At 71.6% G+C, this 21,580-nt stretch carries 20 protein-coding genes; 11 read left to right on the forward strand and 9 right to left on the reverse strand.

What is annotated here, in order from left to right:
* The first annotated feature begins 318 nt into the window (after positions 1–318).
* The 5 genes from ACZ4N4_RS29025 (at position 319) to ACZ4N4_RS29045 (ending at position 5,723) form a co-directional block, all read left to right on the forward strand.
* Positions 319–1,089: a response regulator transcription factor gene (locus ACZ4N4_RS29025; RefSeq protein ID WP_467594140.1), complete on the forward strand. Its 771-nt coding sequence runs from the start codon at positions 319–321 to the stop codon at positions 1,087–1,089.
* The gene (locus ACZ4N4_RS29030) at positions 1,086–2,627 is read left to right on the forward strand and encodes a sensor histidine kinase (RefSeq protein WP_467594143.1); all 1,542 of its coding nucleotides are present in this window, start codon (positions 1,086–1,088) and stop codon (positions 2,625–2,627) included. Before ACZ4N4_RS29025 ends, ACZ4N4_RS29030 begins: the two co-directional genes overlap by 4 nt.
* Positions 2,628–2,879: 252 nt before the next feature.
* Positions 2,880–3,548 carry a DedA family protein gene (locus ACZ4N4_RS29035; RefSeq protein ID WP_453576949.1) on the forward strand — a complete coding sequence of 223 codons (669 nt, stop codon included), beginning with the start codon at positions 2,880–2,882 and terminating at the stop codon, positions 3,546–3,548.
* Positions 3,549–3,681: 133 nt separating this feature from the next.
* Positions 3,682–4,344, forward strand: a complete 663-nt coding sequence (locus tag ACZ4N4_RS29040) for a response regulator transcription factor (RefSeq protein WP_467594146.1) — start codon at positions 3,682–3,684, stop codon at positions 4,342–4,344.
* Positions 4,341–5,723: a sensor histidine kinase gene (locus ACZ4N4_RS29045; RefSeq protein WP_453576943.1), complete on the forward strand. Its 1,383-nt coding sequence runs from the start codon at positions 4,341–4,343 to the stop codon at positions 5,721–5,723. The genes ACZ4N4_RS29040 and ACZ4N4_RS29045 overlap by 4 nt, the downstream gene beginning before the upstream one ends.
* On the opposite strand, the gene ACZ4N4_RS29050 is transcribed toward ACZ4N4_RS29045, so the two are convergent.
* The 5 genes from ACZ4N4_RS29050 to ACZ4N4_RS29070 form a co-directional block, all read right to left on the reverse strand.
* Positions 5,704–5,910 carry a hypothetical protein gene (locus tag ACZ4N4_RS29050; protein WP_467594149.1) on the reverse strand — a complete coding sequence of 69 codons (207 nt, stop codon included), beginning with the start codon at positions 5,908–5,910 and terminating at the stop codon, positions 5,704–5,706. The genes ACZ4N4_RS29045 and ACZ4N4_RS29050 overlap by 20 nt on opposite strands.
* A gap of 38 nt (positions 5,911–5,948) precedes the next feature.
* A complete protein-coding gene (locus ACZ4N4_RS29055) occupies positions 5,949–6,617 on the reverse strand; it encodes a response regulator (RefSeq protein ID WP_453576940.1) in 669 nt (222 codons plus the stop codon).
* Positions 6,614–7,870: a sensor histidine kinase gene (locus tag ACZ4N4_RS29060; protein ID WP_467594361.1), complete on the reverse strand. Its 1,257-nt coding sequence runs from the start codon at positions 7,868–7,870 to the stop codon at positions 6,614–6,616. Before ACZ4N4_RS29060 ends, ACZ4N4_RS29055 begins: the two co-directional genes overlap by 4 nt.
* Before the next feature lie 64 nt (positions 7,871–7,934).
* A complete protein-coding gene (locus tag ACZ4N4_RS29065; RefSeq protein WP_467594153.1) occupies positions 7,935–8,774 on the reverse strand; it encodes an ABC transporter permease in 840 nt (279 codons plus the stop codon).
* Entirely contained in the window at positions 8,771–9,718 is a 948-nt protein-coding gene (locus tag ACZ4N4_RS29070) for an ABC transporter ATP-binding protein (protein WP_453576935.1), read from the reverse strand. Before ACZ4N4_RS29070 ends, ACZ4N4_RS29065 begins: the two co-directional genes overlap by 4 nt.
* A gap of 199 nt (positions 9,719–9,917) precedes the next feature.
* Here ACZ4N4_RS29070 and ACZ4N4_RS29075 point away from each other — a divergent pair, with 199 nt between their 5' ends.
* On the forward strand, positions 9,918–10,709 hold the full coding sequence (locus ACZ4N4_RS29075) for a COG4705 family protein (RefSeq protein WP_467594156.1): 792 nt from the start codon (positions 9,918–9,920) through the stop codon (positions 10,707–10,709).
* Positions 10,710–10,849: 140 nt separating this feature from the next.
* Here the strand turns inward: ACZ4N4_RS29075 and ACZ4N4_RS29080 are convergent, their stop codons facing one another.
* On the reverse strand, positions 10,850–13,246 hold the full coding sequence (locus ACZ4N4_RS29080; protein WP_467594159.1) for a glycoside hydrolase family 65 protein: 2,397 nt from the start codon (positions 13,244–13,246) through the stop codon (positions 10,850–10,852).
* Positions 13,247–14,005: 759 nt separating this feature from the next.
* Between ACZ4N4_RS29080 and ACZ4N4_RS29085 the strand changes: the two genes are divergently transcribed.
* The gene (locus ACZ4N4_RS29085) at positions 14,006–14,731 is read left to right on the forward strand and encodes a class I SAM-dependent methyltransferase (protein WP_467594162.1); all 726 of its coding nucleotides are present in this window, start codon (positions 14,006–14,008) and stop codon (positions 14,729–14,731) included.
* Between the two features lie 121 nt (positions 14,732–14,852).
* Here ACZ4N4_RS29085 and ACZ4N4_RS29090 read toward each other — a convergent pair whose 3' ends face one another.
* Positions 14,853–15,482, reverse strand: a complete 630-nt coding sequence (locus ACZ4N4_RS29090; RefSeq protein WP_467594165.1) for an LUD domain-containing protein — start codon at positions 15,480–15,482, stop codon at positions 14,853–14,855.
* A gap of 158 nt (positions 15,483–15,640) precedes the next feature.
* On the opposite strand from ACZ4N4_RS29090, the gene sigJ reads away from it, so the two are divergent.
* Positions 15,641–16,582: an RNA polymerase sigma factor SigJ gene (gene sigJ / locus ACZ4N4_RS29095; protein WP_467594168.1), complete on the forward strand. Its 942-nt coding sequence runs from the start codon at positions 15,641–15,643 to the stop codon at positions 16,580–16,582.
* A 224-nt stretch (positions 16,583–16,806) separates the two neighbouring features.
* Here sigJ and ACZ4N4_RS29100 read toward each other — a convergent pair whose 3' ends face one another.
* Positions 16,807–17,220 (reverse strand): hypothetical protein, encoded by a 414-nt coding sequence (locus ACZ4N4_RS29100; RefSeq protein WP_453576916.1) that lies wholly within the window; start codon positions 17,218–17,220, stop codon positions 16,807–16,809.
* A gap of 92 nt (positions 17,221–17,312) precedes the next feature.
* Positions 17,313–17,939, reverse strand: a complete 627-nt coding sequence (locus ACZ4N4_RS29105; RefSeq protein ID WP_453576913.1) for a TetR/AcrR family transcriptional regulator — start codon at positions 17,937–17,939, stop codon at positions 17,313–17,315.
* Positions 17,940–18,050: 111 nt separating this feature from the next.
* Here ACZ4N4_RS29105 and ACZ4N4_RS29110 point away from each other — a divergent pair, with 111 nt between their 5' ends.
* The 3 genes from ACZ4N4_RS29110 (at position 18,051) to ACZ4N4_RS29120 (ending at position 21,397) form a co-directional block, all read left to right on the forward strand.
* Positions 18,051–19,472: an MFS transporter gene (locus ACZ4N4_RS29110; RefSeq protein ID WP_467594173.1), complete on the forward strand. Its 1,422-nt coding sequence runs from the start codon at positions 18,051–18,053 to the stop codon at positions 19,470–19,472.
* A gap of 167 nt (positions 19,473–19,639) precedes the next feature.
* Entirely contained in the window at positions 19,640–20,515 is an 876-nt protein-coding gene (locus ACZ4N4_RS29115) for an NmrA family NAD(P)-binding protein (RefSeq protein WP_467594176.1), read from the forward strand.
* Positions 20,516–20,530: 15 nt separating this feature from the next.
* Positions 20,531–21,397 carry an oxidoreductase gene (locus ACZ4N4_RS29120; protein ID WP_467594179.1) on the forward strand — a complete coding sequence of 289 codons (867 nt, stop codon included), beginning with the start codon at positions 20,531–20,533 and terminating at the stop codon, positions 21,395–21,397.
* Positions 21,398–21,580 lie beyond the last annotated feature (183 nt).

Below are 21,580 nucleotides of genomic sequence, written 5' to 3' on the forward strand. Positions count from 1 at the left end.
GGTCGGCCGGCGCGGACTGACGCTGGATCAGTTTTCGATCGCGGTCGGCTCGCCCGCGTGCGTCCACGGCCGTCAACTCGACTGCTTCGGGGAAGGCTTGCCCGCCGCGGGACCTGGGCCGGCGTCTGGCGGTGTTCGAAGGTCCTGGGTCTTTGCTTGATCGGGCTGTCCACGTCCTGGCTGTCGCCCGCGCGACGTCCTTCGGCGGCTGCGCCGTCCGTGGTGGACCCCGTCGCGGTGACGACGGAGATCACCGGCTCGGGGGAGGTTCCGGCGTTTGCGCCACGCGCCGCGGCGGAAGTCTGTGAGCCTTCCGGCATGCGTGTATTGCTGATCGAGGACGACGACCGGGTGGCCGGACCACTGATGGAGGGGCTGCACCGTTTCGGGTTCACGGTGGAACACGCCAGAAACGGCACCGACGGCCTCGCCGCACCCGAGGCAGCGATGGTACTGCTGGACCTGGGGCTGCCCGACATGGACGGCATCGACGTCTGCCGTGCGCTCCGGGCCCGCTCGGCGGTGCCGATCATCATGATCACTGCCAGGGACGACGAAGTGGACCGGGTACTCGGCCTGGAGCTGGGCGCGGACGACTACGTCTCGAAACCGTTCGGCGTACGGGAGCTCGTCGCCCGGATCCGTGCCGTCACCCGCCGGACCGGACTCGCGGGGCTGGAGAGGGGCCATGACGCACGGAGGCCGTCGGCGGATCCGGCCCGGCCCGGGCTGCCCCACGTCCAGCGGATCGGCCCGCTGACCATCGACCGCCGCACCCGGCAGGTGCATCTGAACGAGTCGCCGGTCGCCCTGGCCCCCAAGGAGTTCGACCTGCTCACCTGCCTCGCGGACGACCCCGGGGCCGTCTGCTCCCGTCGGCAGATCCTCGACACCGCGTGGGAGCCGAACTACTTCGGCCCCACCAAGACCCTGGACGTCCATATCGCCGCGCTGCGCCGCAAACTCGGTGGCTCCGCCTGGATCGAGAACATCCGCGGGATCGGATTCCGTCTGGTGCCGCCGCCTCCGGCCGACGCCGCGTCCGCCGCGTCCGCGACAGCGGCGGTGCGTGGTGGAGGGCCCCGGTGACGCGTCGCATCCTGCTCAGCCATCTGAGCCTCATACTGCTCGTCCTGCTCGCGCTCGAAGTGCCGTTCGGTGTCTTCTACGCCCGCAGCGAGCTGTCCCGCTTCTCCCGTACGGCGCAGCAGGGGGCCATGACGCTGGCCGCCGTCTGCGAAGAGCGGATGGAGCACGGCCTGGCGGCCGATCTCCCCGGCCTGGCCCGCGCCTACGGGCGGCGAACCGGCAGCCGCGTGCTCGTCGCCGACCGGAAGGGCGTCGTGCTCACCGACACCGCCCAGGCCCTGGTCGGCAGCGACCTGTCCGCGGAGCCGGACATCTCCGGCGCACTACGCGACAACCCCGTCGTCGGAACCCGGAACGACCCTTCCGCACAGGGCGACGTCCTCTTCGTCACCGTGCCGGGCGGCTCCGGCGCCGCCGTCCCCTGCGTGGTGCGGACCGTGTACCGGCTGGGCCCGCTCCAGGCAAAGGTGCACGCCACCTGGCTGGCGCTGGCCGTCGTCGGGCTGGGTGTGCTGGCCACCGTCACCCTGATCGGCTTCGTCCTCGCGCGCTCGATCACTCGCCCGGTCAGGGCCCTGGAACACGCCACCGCCCAACTCGCCGAGGGCCGGCTCACCGATCCACCCGCCACCGACCACGGTCCGCCGGAGCTACGACGGCTGGCCGCGTCGTTCACGACGACAGCGGCGCGACTGCAGCACGTGCTCCGGGCTCAGCAGGCGTTCGCCTCCGAGGTGTCCCACCAACTGCGCACCCCGCTCACCGCACTGCGGCTGCGCCTGGAGAACTTCGAACCGCACCTCGCCCCCTGCGCCCAGGACAGCCTGGACACGGCGCTGGCGGAGATGGAGCGGCTCAGCCGTATGGTGCAGGGGCTGCTGGCACTCGCCAGGCTGGAGAACTCCGCGACCCGGCCGGAGGCGGTCGATCTCGACGCCGTGGTCGCCGAGCGCGCGGCGGTCTGGACGGCCTTCGCCGACGAACAGCACGTCGGCATCGTCGTCTCCGGAGCCACGGCCGTCCGGGTGTGGGCGGTGCCCGGAGCCCTGGAGCAGATCATCGACAACCTGCTCTCCAACGCGCTGCGCGCGTCCCCGCCGGGAACCGCGATCACGCTGGCCGTCGTCACCGCCCCCGGGGAAGGCGGCCGTACCTCGTCCATGGCCGAGCTGCATGTGATCGACCAAGGGCCCGGTATGACCGAGACCGAACGGCACAGAGCCTTCGACCGGTTCTGGAGAGCGCCCGACGCCGACCACGACGGCACCGGCCTCGGTCTGCCGATGGTGCGCCAGCTCACCCGCGCCGGCGGCGGTGGGCTCGACGCCGTGGTCCGCCTCCGGCGCGTCGAGCAGCCCACGCATCAGGAACGCCTGGGCACCCACGCGGACGCCGACGCCGCGGGACGCCCGCGGCACCACGGCACCCACGGCGTGGTGTCAACGGCCCTGGCCGGCCGGGCCGGAGCGGTGGACGCGGCCGGGCGTCGCACGTTCCCCGATGCCGGGCGGGAGGCGGGAAGCGGTCGGAGTGAATGAACACCTGCCTCGGACCTGAGAAGCGACCTCCTACTAGTTGTAGAAGGTATACTCCGGGCTTGCAACCGCGAACTCCTACGACTTGCGGTTTCGCCCCCCTCGCGTCCGCGGAAGAAGATTCACCCCGTCGGGGGCAATGCGCCCGGCCGGTCACAGCCGTCGGGCCACCGGGAACGTTCCGGGCCCCTCCATCGTCTAGAGTTCGAAAATCGTCTACATGCCTGTAGTCACCTCCAGGAAGGCCCAGGCCCCATGACCACATCGCTGCACCTCGCCTCGCAGCTGGCCGTCAATGTGCTGGACGCCCGATCGCTGCTGGCCGCCTTCGGCGTGCTGGGCGTGGGCGTGGTGATGTTCGCCGAGACGGGACTGCTGGTCGGCTTCTTCCTCCCCGGGGACTCGCTGCTGTTCACGGCGGGGTTGCTGTGCACGGGCACCGCCGACCAGGGCATCCACCTCTCGCTGGGGCCGTTGCTGATCGCGGCGGCCCTCGGAGCGCTGGCCGGAGCCCAGTGCGGGTATCTGCTCGGCCGGAGGGCGGGCGGGGCACTGCTCGCGCGCAGCCGCTCGAAGCGCCTGCACGAGGGAGCGCAACGGGCCGAGGAGCTGCTGGAGCGGTACGGACACGCGAAGGCGGTCGTCCTGGCCCGCTTCGTGCCGGTGGTACGGACGGTCCTCAATCCGATGGCGGGCGCGCTGGGTGTGCCGGTCCGGACGTTCACGCTGTGGCAGGTGATCGGCGGCCTGGTGTGGAGCCTCGGCCTCACGCTCGCCGGCTACGCACTGGGGTCCTCGATCCCGAACGTCGACCGCTACCTGCTGCCGTTGGTCGCGCTGATCGTGGTCGTGTCGCTGCTGCCCCTGCTGGCCGAGGTTCTCCGCTCCCGCCGGACCGCAAGGGCACGCGAGGAGCGCGGATGAGCTCGGCCCGCGTGGGGTCCGCGGTGTAGGCGCCGGCGTGCCCAGGAGGCCGGGTCCACCGCTCGTCGCGCCGTGAACCGATCGTCCGTCACCGGCGGGAAACGCTGTGTGGCCGAGGAAGCGCTGGAAGATCATGCACCACAAGATTCTGATCGTCGAGGACGATCACGCGCTGCGCGATGTGCTGCGGCGTGGCCTGTCCGAGGAGGGCTACGACCCCGTCCTCGCCATCGACGGCTCGACCGCCCTGCGGCTGGCCACCCCCGATGTCGCGGCGGCCGTCCTGGACATCGGACTCCCCGACGCGGACGGCCGCGACGTGTGTCAGGCGATGCGCGCCAACGGTTTCCTCGCTCCCGTGATCTTCCTGACCGCCCGCCACCAGCTCGCCGACCGGCTGTCCGGGTTCTCGGCCGGCGGCGACGACTACCTGCCCAAGCCCTTCCACCTCGCCGAGCTCACCGCACGGCTCGGAGCCGCCCTCAGGCGAGCCGCACCGGCTTCGACGGTCACGGCAGGGGACCTCGCCCTGGACGCGGTCGGGCACAGCGTCACCGTGCACGGCGTCCGCGTCGCCCTGACCCCGACGGAGTTCCGGCTGCTCGCCGGGCTCGTCGCCGCGGCCGGCGCCACCGTGTCCCGTCGGGAGCTGACCAGAGCGGCCTGGCCCCAGGGCGCACACGTGAGCGACAACACCCTGGACCAGTACCTGACCCGGCTGCGGCGCAAGCTCCGCGAGGCCGGCAGCACGCTGACGATCGGCACGGCACGCGGGATCGGGCACCACCTGTCGTGAGGCCCTGCCGTGTCCTGCGCCGACTGGCGCCGCGCACCCTGCGCGGGCGTCTGTCCCTGGTGGCACTGACCACCGCCGCCCTTTTGATGACCGTCCTGACCGTGATGTTCAACGTCGTGATGAGCCGTCACCTCCAGCACCAGGCGGACGACGAACTGCGCAACCGGGCCGCCGCCGTGGCCACGACCGTCGACACCAGCGGCCACCGGGTGCGCGTCCTGGAGACCGCGAACGACGGTCTCCTCGACGCCAACGTGTGGATCTACTCCGGCACCCGACTGCTCGAAAAGCCCCCGTCGACGACGGCCGGCAGCCCACTGGCCCGAACCGCCGGCCGGTTGGCCGCACAACGCGGACCGGTGTGCACGACCGCGCATCCCTACGGTGACCAGCCCGTCCGCCTGTGCTCCCGGCCGCTGACCGGCCGCCACGCCACCGCGACGGTCGTCACCGCGCTGGGCCTCGGCCCCTATCGCAGTTCGGCCGACACCCTGTTGCTCGGGTCACTGGTCCTGGACGCCGTGATGCTCGCGTGCACCTACGTGCTCACGCGACTGGCCGTCGGCCGGGCACTGCGCCCGGTGCGGACGATGACCGACCAGGCCACCCAGTGGAGCGCCGTGGCCTCCGACGACCGCTTCGGCGCCCACGCGCACCCGGCGGAACTGGCCCGTCTGGGTACGTCGCTGGACGCGCTCCTGGACCGTATCCGCACCGTGCTGCGCCACGAACGGCAGCTCACCGGTGAGCTGTCCCACGAACTGCGCACACCGCTCACCCGGATCGTCGTCGAACTCGACTGGTGGCGGGCCCGTCCACGCTCCGAGGCGGAGACCCGTGCCACCCATGAGGTGATCGCCGAGGCCGCCCAGTCCATGCGCTCCATCTGCGACACGCTGCTGACCGAAGCCCGCGAGAACGCGCCGAGCCCATCCGCGGCTCCCGAAACGACCGACGTCCTCGCCGTCCTGGACCGCGTGGTCCAGCGCCTGGACACGCCGGACGCCGTCACGGCCACCGTCGCGCCGGGGGGTCCGGATCTGGCGGCAGGGGTTGCCCCCGCCCTCCTCGAACGCATCGTCAGCCCCCTGCTCGCCAACGCCGCCCGCTACGCGCGCTCCGGCGTGACCGTCGCCGCACGGCGCGTGCCCGGTGCCGTCCGGATCGACGTGGTCGACGACGGCCCCGGCGTACCGGACGCGTTCGTGGGCGACCTGTTCCAGCCCGGCCGGCGCGCCGACGACGGCGACGGCCACGACGGCGCGGGGCTCGGCCTGCCGCTGGCGCGACGCCTGGCCCGCGCCATCGGCGGCGACGTGTCCTACGACTCCGCCCACACCCCCGGGGCCAGGTTCACGGTCAGCCTGCCGACCGCCTGACCGGTTCCTCGGCCACGCCGCCGCCGCGGGGCGGGCCGCCGGTCCGCCGGTCGACGGACACCATGTCGGCCGCCGCGGTACCGAGAGCGGACGTGAACAGGACCGCCAGGCAGGACCCGGGTTCACGGCCGGTGGTGTCGATGCGGCGGATGCCCGCGGTCCGCTCGCGCCGGACCGAACGACGCACACGACCAGCACCGCACGCGTCCTGACCGCCGCACCCGCTCAGCCGGCGCCGGGGCGGGCCAGTCCGAGGTCGTAGGCGAAGATCACGGCCTGGATGCGGTCGCGGGCACCTATCTTGGCCAGGACACGGCCGACATGGGTCTTCACGGTCGACTCGGACACGACGAAACGGGCGGCGATCTCGCCGTTGGTCCAGCCCTTGCCGATGGCGATCAGGATCTCCCGCTCGCGCTCCGTGAGGGCACTCAGTCGCGCGTCCTCACCGGCGTCGGCGCGGCGGGCGGGCACGTGCTCGGCGTACTCGTCCAGGAGACGGCGGGTGAGCGCGGGTGCGATGACCGCGTCTCCGACGGCGACGGCGCGGATGCCGGCGAGGAGTTCCTCGGGGCGTGCGTCCTTGAGGAGAAAGCCGCTGGCACCGGCCCTCAGCGCGGCATGGACGTACTCGTCGAGGCCGAACGTGGTCAACACGAGGACACGCGAACGGCCACCGGCGGCGGTGATCCGGCGGGTCGCCTCGATGCCGTCCATACCGGGCATCCGTACGTCCATCAGAACGACGTCGGGGCTCAGTTCGGCGGTCTTGCGGACGGCCTCGGCGCCGTGCGCGGCCTCCCCGACGACGTCCGTCTCGGGGATGGAGTCGAGCAGGACCCGGAAGCCGTAGCGCTGCAGCGGCTGGTCGTCCACGATCAGGACCGTGGTCATCGGCCGCCTGCCCGGGGTGCCAGGTCAAGGGTGGCCTCCACCGTCCATCCGCCGCCGCTCGCGGGTCCGGCGCTGACCGTCCCTCCGTAGAGCGCCGCTCTCTCTCGCATGCCCACCAGGCCGTGTCCTTCCTCGTTCCGGGGCCGGGACTCCACGGCCGGGCCGTTGTCCCGGACGTGGACCACCAGCCGGGTGTCCTCGGCCACGACCGACAGTTTCACCCGGGTGCCGGCTCCGGCGTGTTTCAGGGTGTTCGTGAGGGCTTCCTGGACTATGCGGTACACGGTCAGCTGCATCCCGCCGTCCAGGGCGTCCATGTCGCCGACGGTCCGGTAGACGACGTCCAGGCCGGCGCCGCGCACACCGTCGCACAGCGCCTCGATGTCCGTGAGGCCGGGCTGCGGACTGAGTTCGGGGGCCTCGGCGGGGCCGTCCGGCGCCTCCCGCAGCACACCGAGCACGCGTCTCAGCTCGCCGAGGGCCGTCCGGCCGGTTTCGCCGATGAGGTGCAGGGCCTCCTTGCCGCGTTCGGGAGCCGTGTCCGTGGCGTACGCGCCGGCATCGGCGAGGGTGATGATGACGGCCAGGTTGTGGCCGACGATGTCGTGCATCTCCCGGGCCACCCGGGCGCGCTCGGTGGCCGCCGCGAGTCTGCTGCGCTGGTCGCGTTCCCGCTCCAGTCGCGCCGCCCGCTCCCGCAGTCCCGCGAGCTGGGCCCGGCGCATCCTGATCATGAGGCCCAGCGCAAGGGCCCCGGTCGCGGTGCTGAGCAGGAAGAACAGCGCGTCCCACACCGAGACCGCCGCCGACACACGCACCGCGACCAGCACCATCCCCGCCACCATGATCGCGCAGGCCCACGGCAGCTGCCGTAGCCGCCCGTGCAGGGCCAGGCTGTACAGGGCGACGAACAGGGCGACGTCCGCGCGCAGGGCGGCACCCAGCGACCACTGGAGGACGAACACGGCGGCGACGGCGGCGAAGGCCGTCATGGGCCGGCGCCGCCGCCACAGCAGCGGCAGGACCAGGCCCGCCTGGACCAGCAGCATGGCCGCCGGCGGCAGCCGGGTGAACGCGACACGGAACCGGTGGGGTCCGTCGCCGTCCCCGGCGCCCCCGTGCAGCAGGTCCGGCAGGCAGAACATGAGGAAGACCACGACCACCACCGTGGTGTCCAGCACCCAGGGATGGTCGCGGTCGGCGTGGCGCAGCCGCTGGCCGGCCCGGGCGAGCCGGGCGGCCAGCGGTCCCATACCGCCGATGTCGCCGGTGGACGTGGCTGTCGTCAACGTGGTCACCTGCCCATGGTGCGGGCCGTCAGACGTCGCTGCGCACCAGCCGGTACGCCGCTCCCGCCAGGGCGAGCGCCGTCCAGCCGAGGAAGACCAGCAGTCCCGCGGTAGGAGACAGGGTGGTGCTGTCGTGGGTCAGCGCGAACATCGACTCGCCCGCGTTGCTCGGCAGGTAGGGGCTGATGTCGTCCTGCCAGGAGCTGGGCAGCAGGGAGATCAGCCCCGGGATCAGCATCAGCGTGGCGACCAGCACCGAGATACCGCCGGCCACCGACCGCAGCAGTGCGCCCAGGGCGGTGCCGATCACCCCGACCAGGCCGAGGTAGAGTCCGGCGCCCAGCAGGCTGCGTACGACGCCCGCGTGCGTCAGGCTCATCGCGGCGGGCGTGCCGGAGACGATGGAACTGCCGAACCCGAAGGCGACGAACGCGCCGAGGGTACCGACGATCAGCGCGACCAGCCCGAACACGGCCGCCTTGGACCACAGCACGGGCAGCCGGCGCGGTACGGCCGCCATGGTGGAGCGGATCATGCCGGTGGAGTACTCCCCCGCCGTGACCAGCACGCCGAGCACGCCGAGGGCGAGCTGGGCGAAGTTGGTGCCGAACAGGGACAGGCGCACGGCCGTGGACTGGGCGAAATCCCGGTCCAGGTGGCCGGAGTCGTACCCGGACTTGTAGCGGCTCGCGGCGATCAGCCCGAAGGCGACGAGGAACAGCAGGCCGAGGCCGAGGGTGATCCACGTCGAACGCAGCGACCACAGTTTGGCCCACTCCGAGGCCAGCACGCGCCGCCCGGTCACCCGGTATGCGGGGCGGGCAGGAGCGGCCGGGGGCGTCTCGACGGGCGCGGCGAGGGTGCTCATGCCGCCCTCCCGTCGGCCGCGGGGGTCTCGATGCCGGCCGTGGAACCCTGGTACTCCACGGCATCCCTGGTCAGGTTCATGAACGCCTCTTCCAATGACACCGTCCGCGCGGACAGTTCGAACAGTGCGATCCCGTGCTCGGCGGCCTTGAGCCCGACCTCGCGGGCGCTCAGCCCGGTCACCTGGAGCTCCTCGGAGCCGGCCCGGCCCGTGATGTCGACGCCGGGACCGGCCAGCACCTCCCGCAGCCGTGCCGGGTCCTGTGTGGCCACCTTCACCGTGTCGCCGCCCGCCTCGCTGACGAGGTCCCGCACGGTGGTGTCGGCCAGCAGCCGGCCGCGGCCCACGATGATGAGATGGTCCGCCACCAGGGCCATCTCGCTCATCAGGTGGGACGACACGAACACCGTCCGGCCCTCCTCGGCGAGTGCCTTCAGCAGGTTGCGGATCCAGAGCACGCCCTCCGGGTCCAGCCCGTTGACCGGCTCGTCCAGCATGACCGTCTGCGGATCGCCCAGCAGGGCCGCGGCGATGCCGAGCCGCTGGCCCATGCCGAGCGAGAAGGCACCGGCCCGGTTCTTCGCCACGCTGCCCAGTCCCGCGAGGTCGATGACCTCGTCGACCCGGCGGGCGGGAATCCCGTGCGTCAGCGCGAGCGCCCGCAGGTGGTTGTGGGCGGAGCGGCCCGGGTGGATCGACTTGGCTTCCAGGAGGGCGCCGACCTCCTGGAGGGGTGCGTGGTGCCGGGCGTAGTGCCGGCCGTTGACCCGCACGGTCCCGCTCGTCGGCGCGTCGAGCCCGACGATCATGCGCATGGTCGTGGACTTTCCCGCACCGTTGGGCCCCAGGAAGCCGGTCACCGTCCCCGGCTCGACGGTGAAGTCCAGCCGGTCGACGGCCGTCTTCTCGCCGTACCTCTTGGTCAGCTGCTGTGCCTCGATCATTCGCGTCTCTTCCTGTCGGACACCGGCGCCCGTCCGTTGCCCCTGACGCCTCACCACCACGCTAGGGTCCGGAACAGGCCGATCCGGTGGTACCGGGGACTGATCCGCGCGCGTCGGGTCGTACCGCGGTACTACGTGCCGCCACTGCCGATCGCGCTGTTCAGGATGCGTTCAGGCGGGGAGTGCCATCGTGCGGATCATGACCGCAGAGCACGTCGTCGACGACCGTCCCCTCACTCCCGTTCGCCGGATGGCGAACAAGGTGCCGGAGGTGACCGTCTACTTCTGGATCATCAAGGTGCTGACCACCGGTATGGGCGAGACGGCGTCGGACCTCCTGGCCCACCTGTTCGGCCCGGTACCGGCGGTCGCGCTCGGCGGGCTGGCCCTGGTGGCCTCCCTGGCCGTCCAGTTCACCCTGCGCGGATATGTCGCCTGGGCCTACTGGACCGCCGTCGTCATGGTCAGTGTGTTCGGCACCATGGCCGCCGATGTCCTGCATGTCGGCATGGGCGTGCCGTACGCCGTGTCGACCCCGGCCTTCCTCGTCGTACTGACCGCGGTCTTCGTGCTCTGGTACGCGAGCGAAGGGACGCTGTCCATCCACGGCATCCACACCCGTCGGCGCGAGGTGTTCTACTGGGCCGCCGTTCTCGCCACCTTCGCCCTCGGCACCGCGGCCGGCGACCTCACCGCCACCACCGGCTTCGGCTACCTCGGGTCGGCCGTCCTCTTCGCGGCCGCCATCTGCGTCCCCGCCGTGGCGCACCGTTTCGGCGCCCTGAGCGCGGTGACCGCCTTCTGGACGGCGTACGTCATCACCCGGCCCCTTGGTGCCTCCCTCGCCGACTGGATGGCCCTCGGCCACAGCCGCGGCGGCCTGGGCCTGGGACTGGGGCCGGTCACCCTGGCATGGACGGTCGCCATCGTCGCGTTCGTCTGCTGTCTCGCCCTGTCACAGCGCGACACCCGCACCCGCACCACGGCCTGAACAGCGGCACGCGGGGAGCGGCCCGGCGGACGAGGCCCGCGAGGATCACGCCGCGGGTGCGGCAGTGGCGGTAGCCGGGTGCACGCGCTGCGGCCACGCATGTCCTCGCGGCCGGCCCAGCGGCCGCGAAGGAGCGGAGGTCAGGCCGGTGTCTCTTCGTGGTGCTCCACCTCGCTCGGCAGGCCCTCAGGGCGGCGGCCGCGCGGCTGCTGGGGCTCGGGGCGGACGGAGCCGGGCGGGACCTGCCGGTCCACCCGTTCATCGACGGTCACGGTCAGCGGCTCGCCGAAATGGAGCACGGTCAGCGGTTCTCCCTCCACCAGCTGGTAGCGCGCACGGGTCCGCCCGATGTCGACCTTCAGCCTCCGTCCTCGTGTCTGCACCGTGAAGGCCACCCTGGACAGCGCTTCGGGCAGCCGCGGCGCGAACCCGAGCAGGCCCGGCTTCCCGTCGTCGTCAAGGTGTCGCCGCAGGCCGCCGAAGCCGCCGACCAGGGCGAGCCAGGTCCCGGCGAGGGAGGCGATGTGGAGGCCGTCACGGGTGTTGTGCTCCAGGTCGTCGAGGTCCATCAGCGCGGCCTCGGCGAGGTAGGCGTAGGCCAGTCGCAGATGCCCGGTCTCGGCTGCGAGCACCGCCTGGCAGCACGCCGACAGGGAGGAGTCCCGGACGGTCAGCGCCTCGTAGTAGGCGAAGTTGCGTACCTTCTCCTCGTCGGTGAAGGCGTACGGGCACTCCAGCATCGCCAGTACCACGTCCGCCTGCTTCACCACTTGCTTGCGGTACAGGTCGAAGTAGGGGTAGTGCAGCAGGAGCGGGTAGTTCTCGGGCGGGGTGGCGTCGAAGTCCCAGTGCTGGAAGTCGGTGAATCCGGCCGACTGCTCGTGCACGCCGAGGGTCTCGTTGTACGGCTTCGCCATCCGGACCGCGGCCTCGCGCCAGTCGGCGGTCTCCTCGTCGTCGACACCGAGTTCCTCGGCCCGGTCCGGATAACGCGCGGCCACGTCCGCGGCGGCCATCAGGTTCTGGCGGGCCATCAGGTTGGTGTACAGGTTGTCCCGCGCGATCGCGCTGTACTCGTCGGGTCCGGTGACGCCGTCGATGTGGAAGACACCGTCGGGGTCGTGGTGGCCGAGGCGACGCCACAGCCGGGCGGTGTCGACGAGGAGGTCGAGGCCCTCGTTCCGCTCGAACTCCTCGTCCCCGGTGACCATGACGTACCGGACGGCCGCAATGGCGATGTCCGCGTTGATGTGGAAGGCAGCCGTCCCGGCCGGCCAGTAGGCGGACGACTCCGAACCGTCGATCGTCCGCCACGGGAACATCGCCCCCGCCAGGTTCAGCTCACGGGCGCGTTCCCGCGCCGCCGGCAGCATGCGGTGCCGCCAGCGCAGCGCCGACGCGACGGCCTCCGGTGCGGTGAACGTCAGCACCGGCAACACGTAGGACTCGGTGTCCCAGAAGGAGTGCCCGTCGTACCCGGTCCCGGTCAGTCCCTTCGCGGCAATCGCCTGGTTCTCGCCCCGGGCGGCCGCCTGGAGCACGTGGAAGAGCGCGAACCGCACCGCCTGCTGGATCTGTGCGTCGCCCTCCACCTCCACGTCCGCGCCGGCCCAGAACTCGTCCAGATACGCCCGCTGCCCCGCCACCAGCCCGTCCCAGCCGGCGCTGACCGCGGCCGCCACCGCGCCGTCCACCTGGTCGCGCACGGCCGGCAGCGAACGCTGGGCAGACCAGCCGTAGGCCACGAACTTGAACAGCCGCAGCGGCTGCCCGGGCGCCAGGTCCGCCGTCACCGTCAGTCGACTGACATCGGGCTCGCTCTGCGCCGTCCAGCGAGTGCTCTCCGGCCCTTCGACCAGATGGTCGGCCGCCGCTCCCACCCGCAGCGCGCTGCGGTCGGTGCAGTGCAGCAGCCGCAACCGGGTGCCTTGCGCGAAGCTCTCCTCCGGCGTCAGCGGGGACTCGATCGCCGCGGCGACCCGCGGATCGCCCTGCAGAGGGGGCAGTTGTTCGTTCGCGACGAGTTCGGACTGCACGGCCACCGTGACCGGACCGTCGACCGGCTCGACCTCGTACACGACCGCGGCAACCGCCCGCTGGGTGAACGAGACCAGCCGCCGTGTGGTGATCCGAACCGTACGGCCACCGGGAGACATCCACCGTGCGGTACGGCTGAGCACACCGGTCCGGAAGTCCAGAACCCGCTCGTGCTCCAGCAGCCGGCCGTAGCGCACATCGCACGGGTGATCGTCGACCAGCAGCCGGATGATCTTGCCGTCGGTGATGTTGATCATCGTCTGGCCGGACTCGGGATACCCGTAGCCGGCCTCGGCGTAGGGCAGGGGATGCCGCTCGAACACGCCGTTGAGGTAGGCGCCGGGCAGCCCGTGGGGCTCCCCCTCGTCGAGGTTGCCCCGCCAGCCGATGTGCCCGTTGGACAGGGCGAACACCGACTCGCTCTGGGCGAGCAGGTCCAGGTTCAGCTCGTTCTCACGCAGGCACCAGGGCTCCACCGTGAAACTGGGATGAATGATCACCGCGACTCCAGGATCTCGGCCGGACCGCGGAGCACGAGGTCCGCCCGACACCCCGTCCTCGCGGAGTCGGCCGTCCCTGCGTTCGTCGTGGTCGTCCACCGCCTCGAAGGGCACAAAGTCAGTCGCCTCGCTTGTGACGCGTTTGCGGAGATATCGCCGAACAGCGTGTTCCGGGCCGCAGGTACTTTCACGGTCCGGGTCAGCACGGCGTCGAGGCTAGGTGGTGCCCACGGCCGACGCCCCGCACGCACCGTCCGGCACGCCGGAAGGCACCCGCTCGGTCGAGGCACCGCACGGCGGCCATGACGACGTCCGGCGCGTCGGCGCGTGGGGCGGGCTACGAGTCGGACTGCGGCACGCGCACGGCCAGTCGGTACACGCACCGGCGGCAGGCGCCGGGGATGCCCGGCGGCCCCCAGCGCTGTCACCCCGAGCGCCACTGTCCGTTTCATGCCGAAGCGAGCGTTCACGCTCATTCCTTTCGTGGCCGGCATCAGAAGCAGGACGAGCGCTGAAGCCGGTCCTTGCGTAGCGTCGCCACGCCAGGAATGCGCAGGGGCGGAAATGATCACCCCTCACCTGTGATACAGAACGCTCAATCCCTGGGGTGGAGCAGCGTTGAGCCATCCGCGTCCCGCGGGTTGTCGGTGACGGGACACGCTCGATCACGGCGTCGTCGACAGGGCCGAACAGGCTCTGGGCGTACCCCTCTTGGAAACTGGGTAGCTGCCCGGGCCCGGTCCCGCATACGTTCTCCAGATGGCTGACGAGTGTTTCGGGCATCCACGGCTCGCCGCGATCTACGATCCCCTCGACCCCGACCGCAGCGATCTCGACGCCTATCTCGGAATGGCAGCGGAGTTCGGGGCGCATCAGGTCCTTGACGTCGGCTGCGGCACTGGAGTGTTCGCGCTTCTCCTGGCCGACCGGGGGATCGAGGTCGTCGGTGTCGATCCCGCCTCGGCGTCCGTCGATGTCGCTCGGGCCAAGCCCGGAAGTGAGCGAGTGCGCTGGATCCGGGGTGATGCGACCGACCTGCCGCCGCTGCGGGTCGACCTCGTGACGATGACCGCGAACGTCGCCCAGGCCATCGTCGATCCACAGACGTGGCAGATGACATTGCGGGGAGCCTACGAAGCGCTGCGGCCCGGCGGGCGTCTGGTCTTCGAGACCCGCGATCCGGCCCGACGCGCCTGGGAGGAGTGGACCCGCGAGCGCTCCTACCGCGTGACGGAGATCCCGGGCGTCGGCTCCGTCGAGAGCTGGGTCCAGCTGCTCGAGGTGAGCCGGCCCCTGGTGACCTTCCGCGGGACCTACGGCTTCGCTGCGGACGAACAGGTGCTGACCTCGGATTCGACGTTGCGTTTCCGAGAACGGGCCGAGGTCGAACGGGAGTTGGTCGCGCAGGGCTATGTGGTCGAGGAAGTCCGCGACGCACCTGACCGACCAGGAAGGGAGTTCGTCTTCGTGGCGCGACGTCCGTGACCTGCCGCCACTCGGCGACACCCTTCAGCGGGCCGCCCGCACCTGGTGGCGGAGGGCGGCACCGGGATGCCGTAGCTCCTGCTCGAACGTCGCCGGCGCCTCCGCCCAGGCAGCCCGGAGGTCAGAATCCGATGGCTTCGCGGAGCAGCAGGACGGTGCCGCGTCCGGCCTGGCGTTCCGCGTTGAGGATGAGGAGCCGGTTGACGGCGCTCGGCCATCCGTAGGCTTCCCGGGTGCGGGCGCTCTCCAGCGGGAGGCAGTGGTCCTCGACGCGCCGCAGCGCGGTGTCCAGGTCGGGTACCACCTTCTGCGCCCCGACGATCCAGATCGCGCGGCCCGCGCCGCCGGCGTAGCCGGGCAGTTGGCTCCCGCTGCCCGAGGCGACCACGAGGGAGCCGGTCTCGGTGAGCGCGGCGACGCTGCCCACGATGACGTCGGGACCGGCGATCAGCCGCCGGATGTCGTCGGCGCCGGTGACGCGGTCCATGGCCAGGACGCGTGGCTTGACGGCCTGGTACCGTCCGCCCGCGTTGATGTCCTCGTCGATGCCGGACAGGCGGAGGGTCTCGCTGGCCGCGGTGAACACGCCGGCGCCCTCCGGTATCAGTTCCTTGACGCGGGTGCGCGCGGCTGCGGCGTCGTCGAGGATCTCCACGGTGAAGCCGTGCGCGGTCAGCGCCGCGGCCGCCCGTTCCAGGCGCTGCTCCGGCGCCGGGTCGGCGAACTGTGTTGCCGGTATGGGGGTGGTCATCTTGTCTCCGGGCTTCCTGCTCGCTGGATGATGTGTTCGTCTCACCGGTTCGACAACACAGCCCGGCGGAACGTCAGGCGGCGAGCGGACCTCACGTTCCGGTGCCCTGTCTTGTCGAACCGATGAGGACAGCTGCGACCGAGGGAGCCATCGGCACCATGACCACCCGATCCGGGCAAGGACACGGACCGGCCGATCCGGGCCTAAACGCGATCATGAGCGAGCGGCGACAGCTGATGAACGTCGCCTACCGGCTGCTGGGCTCACTGGCCGAAGCGGAGGACGCCGTCCAGGAGACCTACACCCGCTGGTACGCGCTGTCCCCCGGGCAGCGGGACGCCATCGATTCCCCCGGCGCCTGGCTGACGACGGTCGTCGGCCGCATCTGCCTCAACCTGCTCGGCTCCGCCCGGGTCCGGCGAGAGACCTACGTGGGCGAATGGATCCCCGAGCCGCTGCCCGAACGCGCGGAGTGGACCACCGGGCGGCCCGGCGGCACCACCGCCGACCCGGCCGACCGGGTCACCCTGGACGAGTCGGTCAGTCTGGCCTTCCTGGTCGTGCTCGAATCGATGACCCCGGCCGAACGGGTCGCGTTCGTCCTCCACGACGTCTTCTGCCACTCCTTCGCCGAGGTGGCCGAGATCGTGGGACGTACCCCGGCGGCATGCCGTCAGCTGGCCTCCTCGGCCCGCCGCCGGGTCCGGGCCGCGCGGCCGTCCGCGGCTCCGGCGGCCGAGCGCGCCGGAGTTGTCAGGGAATTCAGGCGGGCATGGGAGGCCCAGGACATCGACGCGCTCATCGGCCTGCTCGACCCCGCCGCCACGGCGACCGCCGACGGCGGCGGACTCGCCACGACCTTCCTGCATCCCATCGAGGGCGGCGAGCAGATCGCCCACGCCTGGCTGGAGATCGCCCGTCGCAGGCCCGGCACCATGGCGCTCCTCGAGCGTACGGTCAGCGGTCAGCCCGGGCTGGTGGCCGTACAGGACGGCGTCGTCGTGACGGTGTTCGCGTTCGACGTCGCGGGCGACCGGATCACACACATCTGGGTCATGCGCAACCCCGAGAAACTCCGCCGCTGGACGACGACAGGCTGACCGGCGCCTCCTCGCCGCCGGTCCCTTCACCGCCGCCGTCCGGCCGCGGAATCCGGCCCCGGATGCGAGACCTCCAGACGGCTTCCGGGTGGCACGCACGTCCCGGCCGGTGGGAGGCACACTTCGCCCTGCACATCGCGGGCATCGCCAGAGCCGGACTCGTCCCCGGCGCCCACCACTTCGGCTGGCCCAACCACAGCCGTCCTCGCTCTGGGCCCCTCCGCCTACGGGTGGTACGCCTGCCACCAGCGGTCCGCCTCGACGCGAGCCAATTCGGCGTCGTACTGACCCGCGTCGAAGTGGAGGTCCGGCGGAGCGTGGGGCACGGGGCTGTTCGCCACCCGCGGCACCTCCCAGTCCGACCACTGCACGATGTCCCCGAACCGCTGGACGACCACGGTCAGGAAGCCGCAGCAGCCACCGGTGCAGTCCGGCTCCCCCAGCTCCAGGCGGCGCGCCTCTTCGGACGCCCGAAACGGGCTGGGATGGCCGGCCGGCAGCGCATCGACCGCGTACGGTCCGCGTCCGCCCGCGCCGACCGCCCCCTCCACCACGTCCGCGCCGTTGACCCGGAACCGCACCTGCGCGGCGAACCGGGATCCCGGCGGCACCACCGCGATCTCCAGACGATCGAACATCCGACCACCCTATCCAGTCTCAGCGAGCGCCCCGCCGACTCGTCTTCGACGTTTCCTGAGCGCCGCGGGCTTGAGGGTCGGTTGGCCGCGGGTCAATGCTCCGCGGCGAACGACTCGACGTAGGCCAGGGCCCCGTACAGCGCGTCACGCAGGGGTGTCGACTCGCCGGCCGCCTGATCCAGCAGCGCTCCGCCCTGGAACGCGGCGGCCAGCAAGTGGGCGAGCGCGGCCGGGTCGGCCTCCGGCCGCAGGTCACCCCGCTCGCGCATCTTGCTCAGGCCGCGCCTGAACAGCTCCTGCCACCGCGCGAAGCCGTCGGCCACCGCGTCCCGGTGGGAGGGCTCGCTCTTGACGACCTCGGCGGCCAGCGACCCGAACGTGCAGCCGCCGCGCAGCATGTCCTGCGAGGCGATGTAGGAGTCGGCCCACCTGTGCAGGGCGGCGAAGCTGTCCAACTCGCCCAGCTCGGGGGCCTGGTGTCGGGCGACGATGCCGTCGGCCTGCCAGGCGAGCACCGCGCGCACCAGGGACTCCTTGGTGGGGAAGTGGCGCGTCAGCTGCGAGCCGCTGACGCCGGCGGCCACCCGGATCTGCTCGTTGTTGGTGTTCTGCGCGCCGTGTTCGTAGATCAGCTCGGCGGCCGCCCTGACGATGCGTTCACGGGTGGCCAGACCCTTGGCCGTCAGTTTCCGGCCCGACGCTTCGCTGGTGGTGGTCATGCCGACCACCATACCGCAAAAAAGGGCTTGACAACCCATTCTGCGAGAGGTCTCCTGGAGGCAGGTCAAAAAAGGGCTGCCAGGCCCATTTTTTCTGGGAGGGCGGACAGGATGTCCACACAGGCCGCACCGCGAGTGGTCGCGACGGCACCGCACGGTGTCCCGGCTCCGGCCGTCGCCGAGGCGGGTCACCCGCGCCGCTGGAGCATCATGGCGGTGCTGGGCGCCGTCGCCTTCATGGCGCAGCTCGACTTCTTCGTCGTCAACGTCGGCCTCGACGCGATCGGCCGGTCGTTCCCGGGCACGGGCGTCGCGAGCGTGTCGTGGGTTCTGTCGGCCTACGCGATCGTCTTCGCCGCCGTGCTCGTGCCCGCGGGTCGGATCGCGGACCACTGGGGGCGCAAGAAGATGCTGCTGTCCGGAGTGGCACTCTTCACCCTCACCTCCGCCGTCGCGGCCGCCGCACCGAGTCTCGGCGTGCTGGTCGGTGCCCGGGCGCTCCAGGCCGTCGGCGCGGCGATGATCGTGCCGACCTCACTCGGCCTGCTCTACCCGAGCTTCCCCACGCGTCAGCACACCCTGGTGGTGGGACTGTGGGCGGGCGTGGGCGCGATCGCGGCCTCCGCGGGCCCGCCCGTCGGCGGTCTGCTCGTCACCCTCGACTGGCGATGGATCTTCCTGATCAACGTTCCCGTCGGCATCGCCACTCTCGTCGCCGGCACGTTGCTGCTGCCCGAGGTGCGCCAGCCCAAGGGTGGTGCCGTGCCGGACGCGGCTTCCGCCGTCGCCCTGCTGCTGGCCGTGAGCCTGCTGGTGCTGGCCACCGTCCAGGGACCGGGGTGGGGCTGGACGGATACCCGCACCGTGGCCCTGTTCGCCGCGGCCGCCCTGGCCGGGGCCGCGACCGTCGAGCGCACCCTGCGCGGCAGGTCGCCGGTGATCGAGAGACAACTGTTCGCCGGCAGGCCGTTCACCGCCGCCACCGTGGCCCTGTTCCTGTTCTCCGTCGGATTCGCCATCGTCCTGCTCAGCACCGCCCTGTTCATGCAGGAGGTCTGGCACTTCAGCCCGCTGCGCGCCGGCGTCTCCATCGCCCCGGCCCCGCTCGCCTCGATCGCCTTCGCGATGAACGCCGGCCCCATCCAGGGCCGCTTCGGACGCACCGTGCCCGCCGTGACCGGCACGCTGGCCATGGCACTCGCCGCCGGCTACTGGCTCGCGACCGTGCACACCACCCCCGACTACTGGGGCGGCATGTTCCCGGGCCTGATCCTGGTCGGCCTGGCCGGCGGTCTGGCTCAGGCGCCGCTGTTCGCCGCCGCCGGCACCCTCGCGCCCGAACGCGCCACCACCGGCAGCGCCGTACTCAACATGAGCCGCCAGATCGGCAGCGCCGTGGGCGTGGCCCTGCTCGTCGCCCTCACCCCCCAGGCCACGACCACCGGGTTCGACCGTGCCTGGTCGGTCCAGGCCGGCGCCGCCGTGGCCGCGGCCACCGCGCTGCTCGCCCTCCGGCCCCACGACACACCCTGACCGCAGGGTCGCGGCCACGCGCGTCGGACCCGCGACCCCGGCCCCCTGCCCCCTGCCCCCTGCCGGACAGGCGTCGCACCGCCTCTCATTCGTCTTCTGCGACATCCGCGTGACGGACTGACGCTGGACTCCCACCAGCTCCCTCTCGACAAACGGAGATCATCAGCATGGAACGCAACCTCCTCGTGATCGGGGCCACCGGCAAGACCGGCGGCCACGCCACCGAACTCCTGCTCCAGCGCGGTCACCGTGTCCGCGCACTCGTCCGCGGCCTCGACTCGCGCGCCGAGCGGCTCGCCGCCCTCGGAGCCGACGTCGTGGAAGGCGACGTCCTCGACCTGGACTCCCTGTCCCGGGCGACCAAGGGGATCGACGCCCTGTACTTCACCTATCCGATCCGCCCCGGCCTGATGGACGCCACCGCGAACGTGGCCCAGGCGGCGGAGGAGAACGACGTCCAGGCGATCGTGAACATGTCCCAGATCTCCGCCCGCCGCAACACCGCCAGCGACGCGGCACGCCAGCACTGGGTCGCCGAACGCGTCCTGGACCACGCCCCGGTCCCCGTCACCCACATCCGACCGACCTTCTTCGCCCAGTGGCTGATCGACACCTGGGCCGACGGAACCGGCGAACTGCGCCTGCCGTTCGCCGACGGACGCCACGCCCCCATCGCGGAGAGCGACCAGGCGAAGGTGATCGCGGCCGTCCTGGAAGACCCCGCCCCGCACGCCGGCCAGATCTACCCGCTGTACGGAGCCGAGGAACTCGACCACTACGAGATCGCCGAGAGGATGTCTCGGGCGCTGGGCCGTGACGTCACCTACGTGCCCATCGAACTCGACGAATTCGCCGCCATCCTGCGCAGGCGCGGCGCGCCCGACCACCTCATCCAGCACCTGCTCGCCGTGGCCGTCGACTACCGCAACGGCGTCTTCGCCGGCACCAACGACCTCGTGAAGACGATCGGCGGCAGCGACCCCCTCGACGTCGAGGGCTTCATCGCGCAGAACCGCACGGCCTTCGACCTGCCCACTGCCTGAACACCGGAGAAGACAATGAGCGTTTGGTTCATCACCGGATCGTCCCGCGGCCTCGGCCTGGAGATCACCCGTGCCGCCCTCGCCGCCGGCCACCAGGTCGTCGCGACCGCGCGGAAGGCCGAGACCGTCCGCGAGCGCTTTCCCGACGCCGGCGACATGCTGCTCACCATGGCGCTGGACGTGACCGACCCGCGGAGCATCCACGCCGGCGTCGACGCGGCGGTCGAGCGGTTCGGCCGGATCGACGTCCTGGTCAACAACGCCGGCACCGGTCTGCTCGCCGCCGTCGAAGAGTCCGACGACGCCGCGGTACGCGCGGTGTACGAGACCAACGTGTTCGGTCCACTCGCCGTCCAACGCGCCGTACTGCCGGTGATGCGCCGCCGGCGCTCCGGCCACGTGATCAACATCAGCTCCATCGTGGGCTTCGCCACCGCGCCCGGCTGGGGCGTCTACGCCTCCACGAAGTTCGCCGTCGAAGGCTTCACCGAGACCCTCCACACCGAACTGGCCCCCCTCGGCATCCACGTCACCCTCGTGGAACCAGGCTTCTTCCGCACCGACTTCCTCGACCCCGCCAGCCTGCACACCGGTCCCGCCACCATCGACGACTACGCCCCCACGGTCGGCGCGATGCGTACCGCCGCCGCGAGCCTGAACCACGCCCAGCCCGGCGACCCGGTCAAGGCCGCGCGCGCCATCGTCGAGATGGCCGCCACCCCCGAGCCGCCCCTGCGCCTCCCGCTCGGAGCCGACACCCTGCAAGCCTTCGACGCCAAACTGGACACCTTCCGCAAGGAGATGGACACCTGGCGGCACGTCGCCCTCGCCACCGATCACGACCAGGACAGCGCTGCCGACCCTCACGGCGTGGACGAGTGACCCACCGGCCCCCGTGCGGCGACGCGAGTGCCGGCCGAACGCCTGGAGTCGAGAGCGGGGTTGCGTGTGTTCGACGTGGGGGCGGTCCGGGCGGTCCGGTCCCCAGCGCGCAGCACGCGCATTCACCCATATGAACATCATGCACATGGGTGTACATGGTCTGAGCCTGCATGCCACACTCCT

The organism is Streptomyces sp. NPDC026538, from assembly GCF_055567535.1.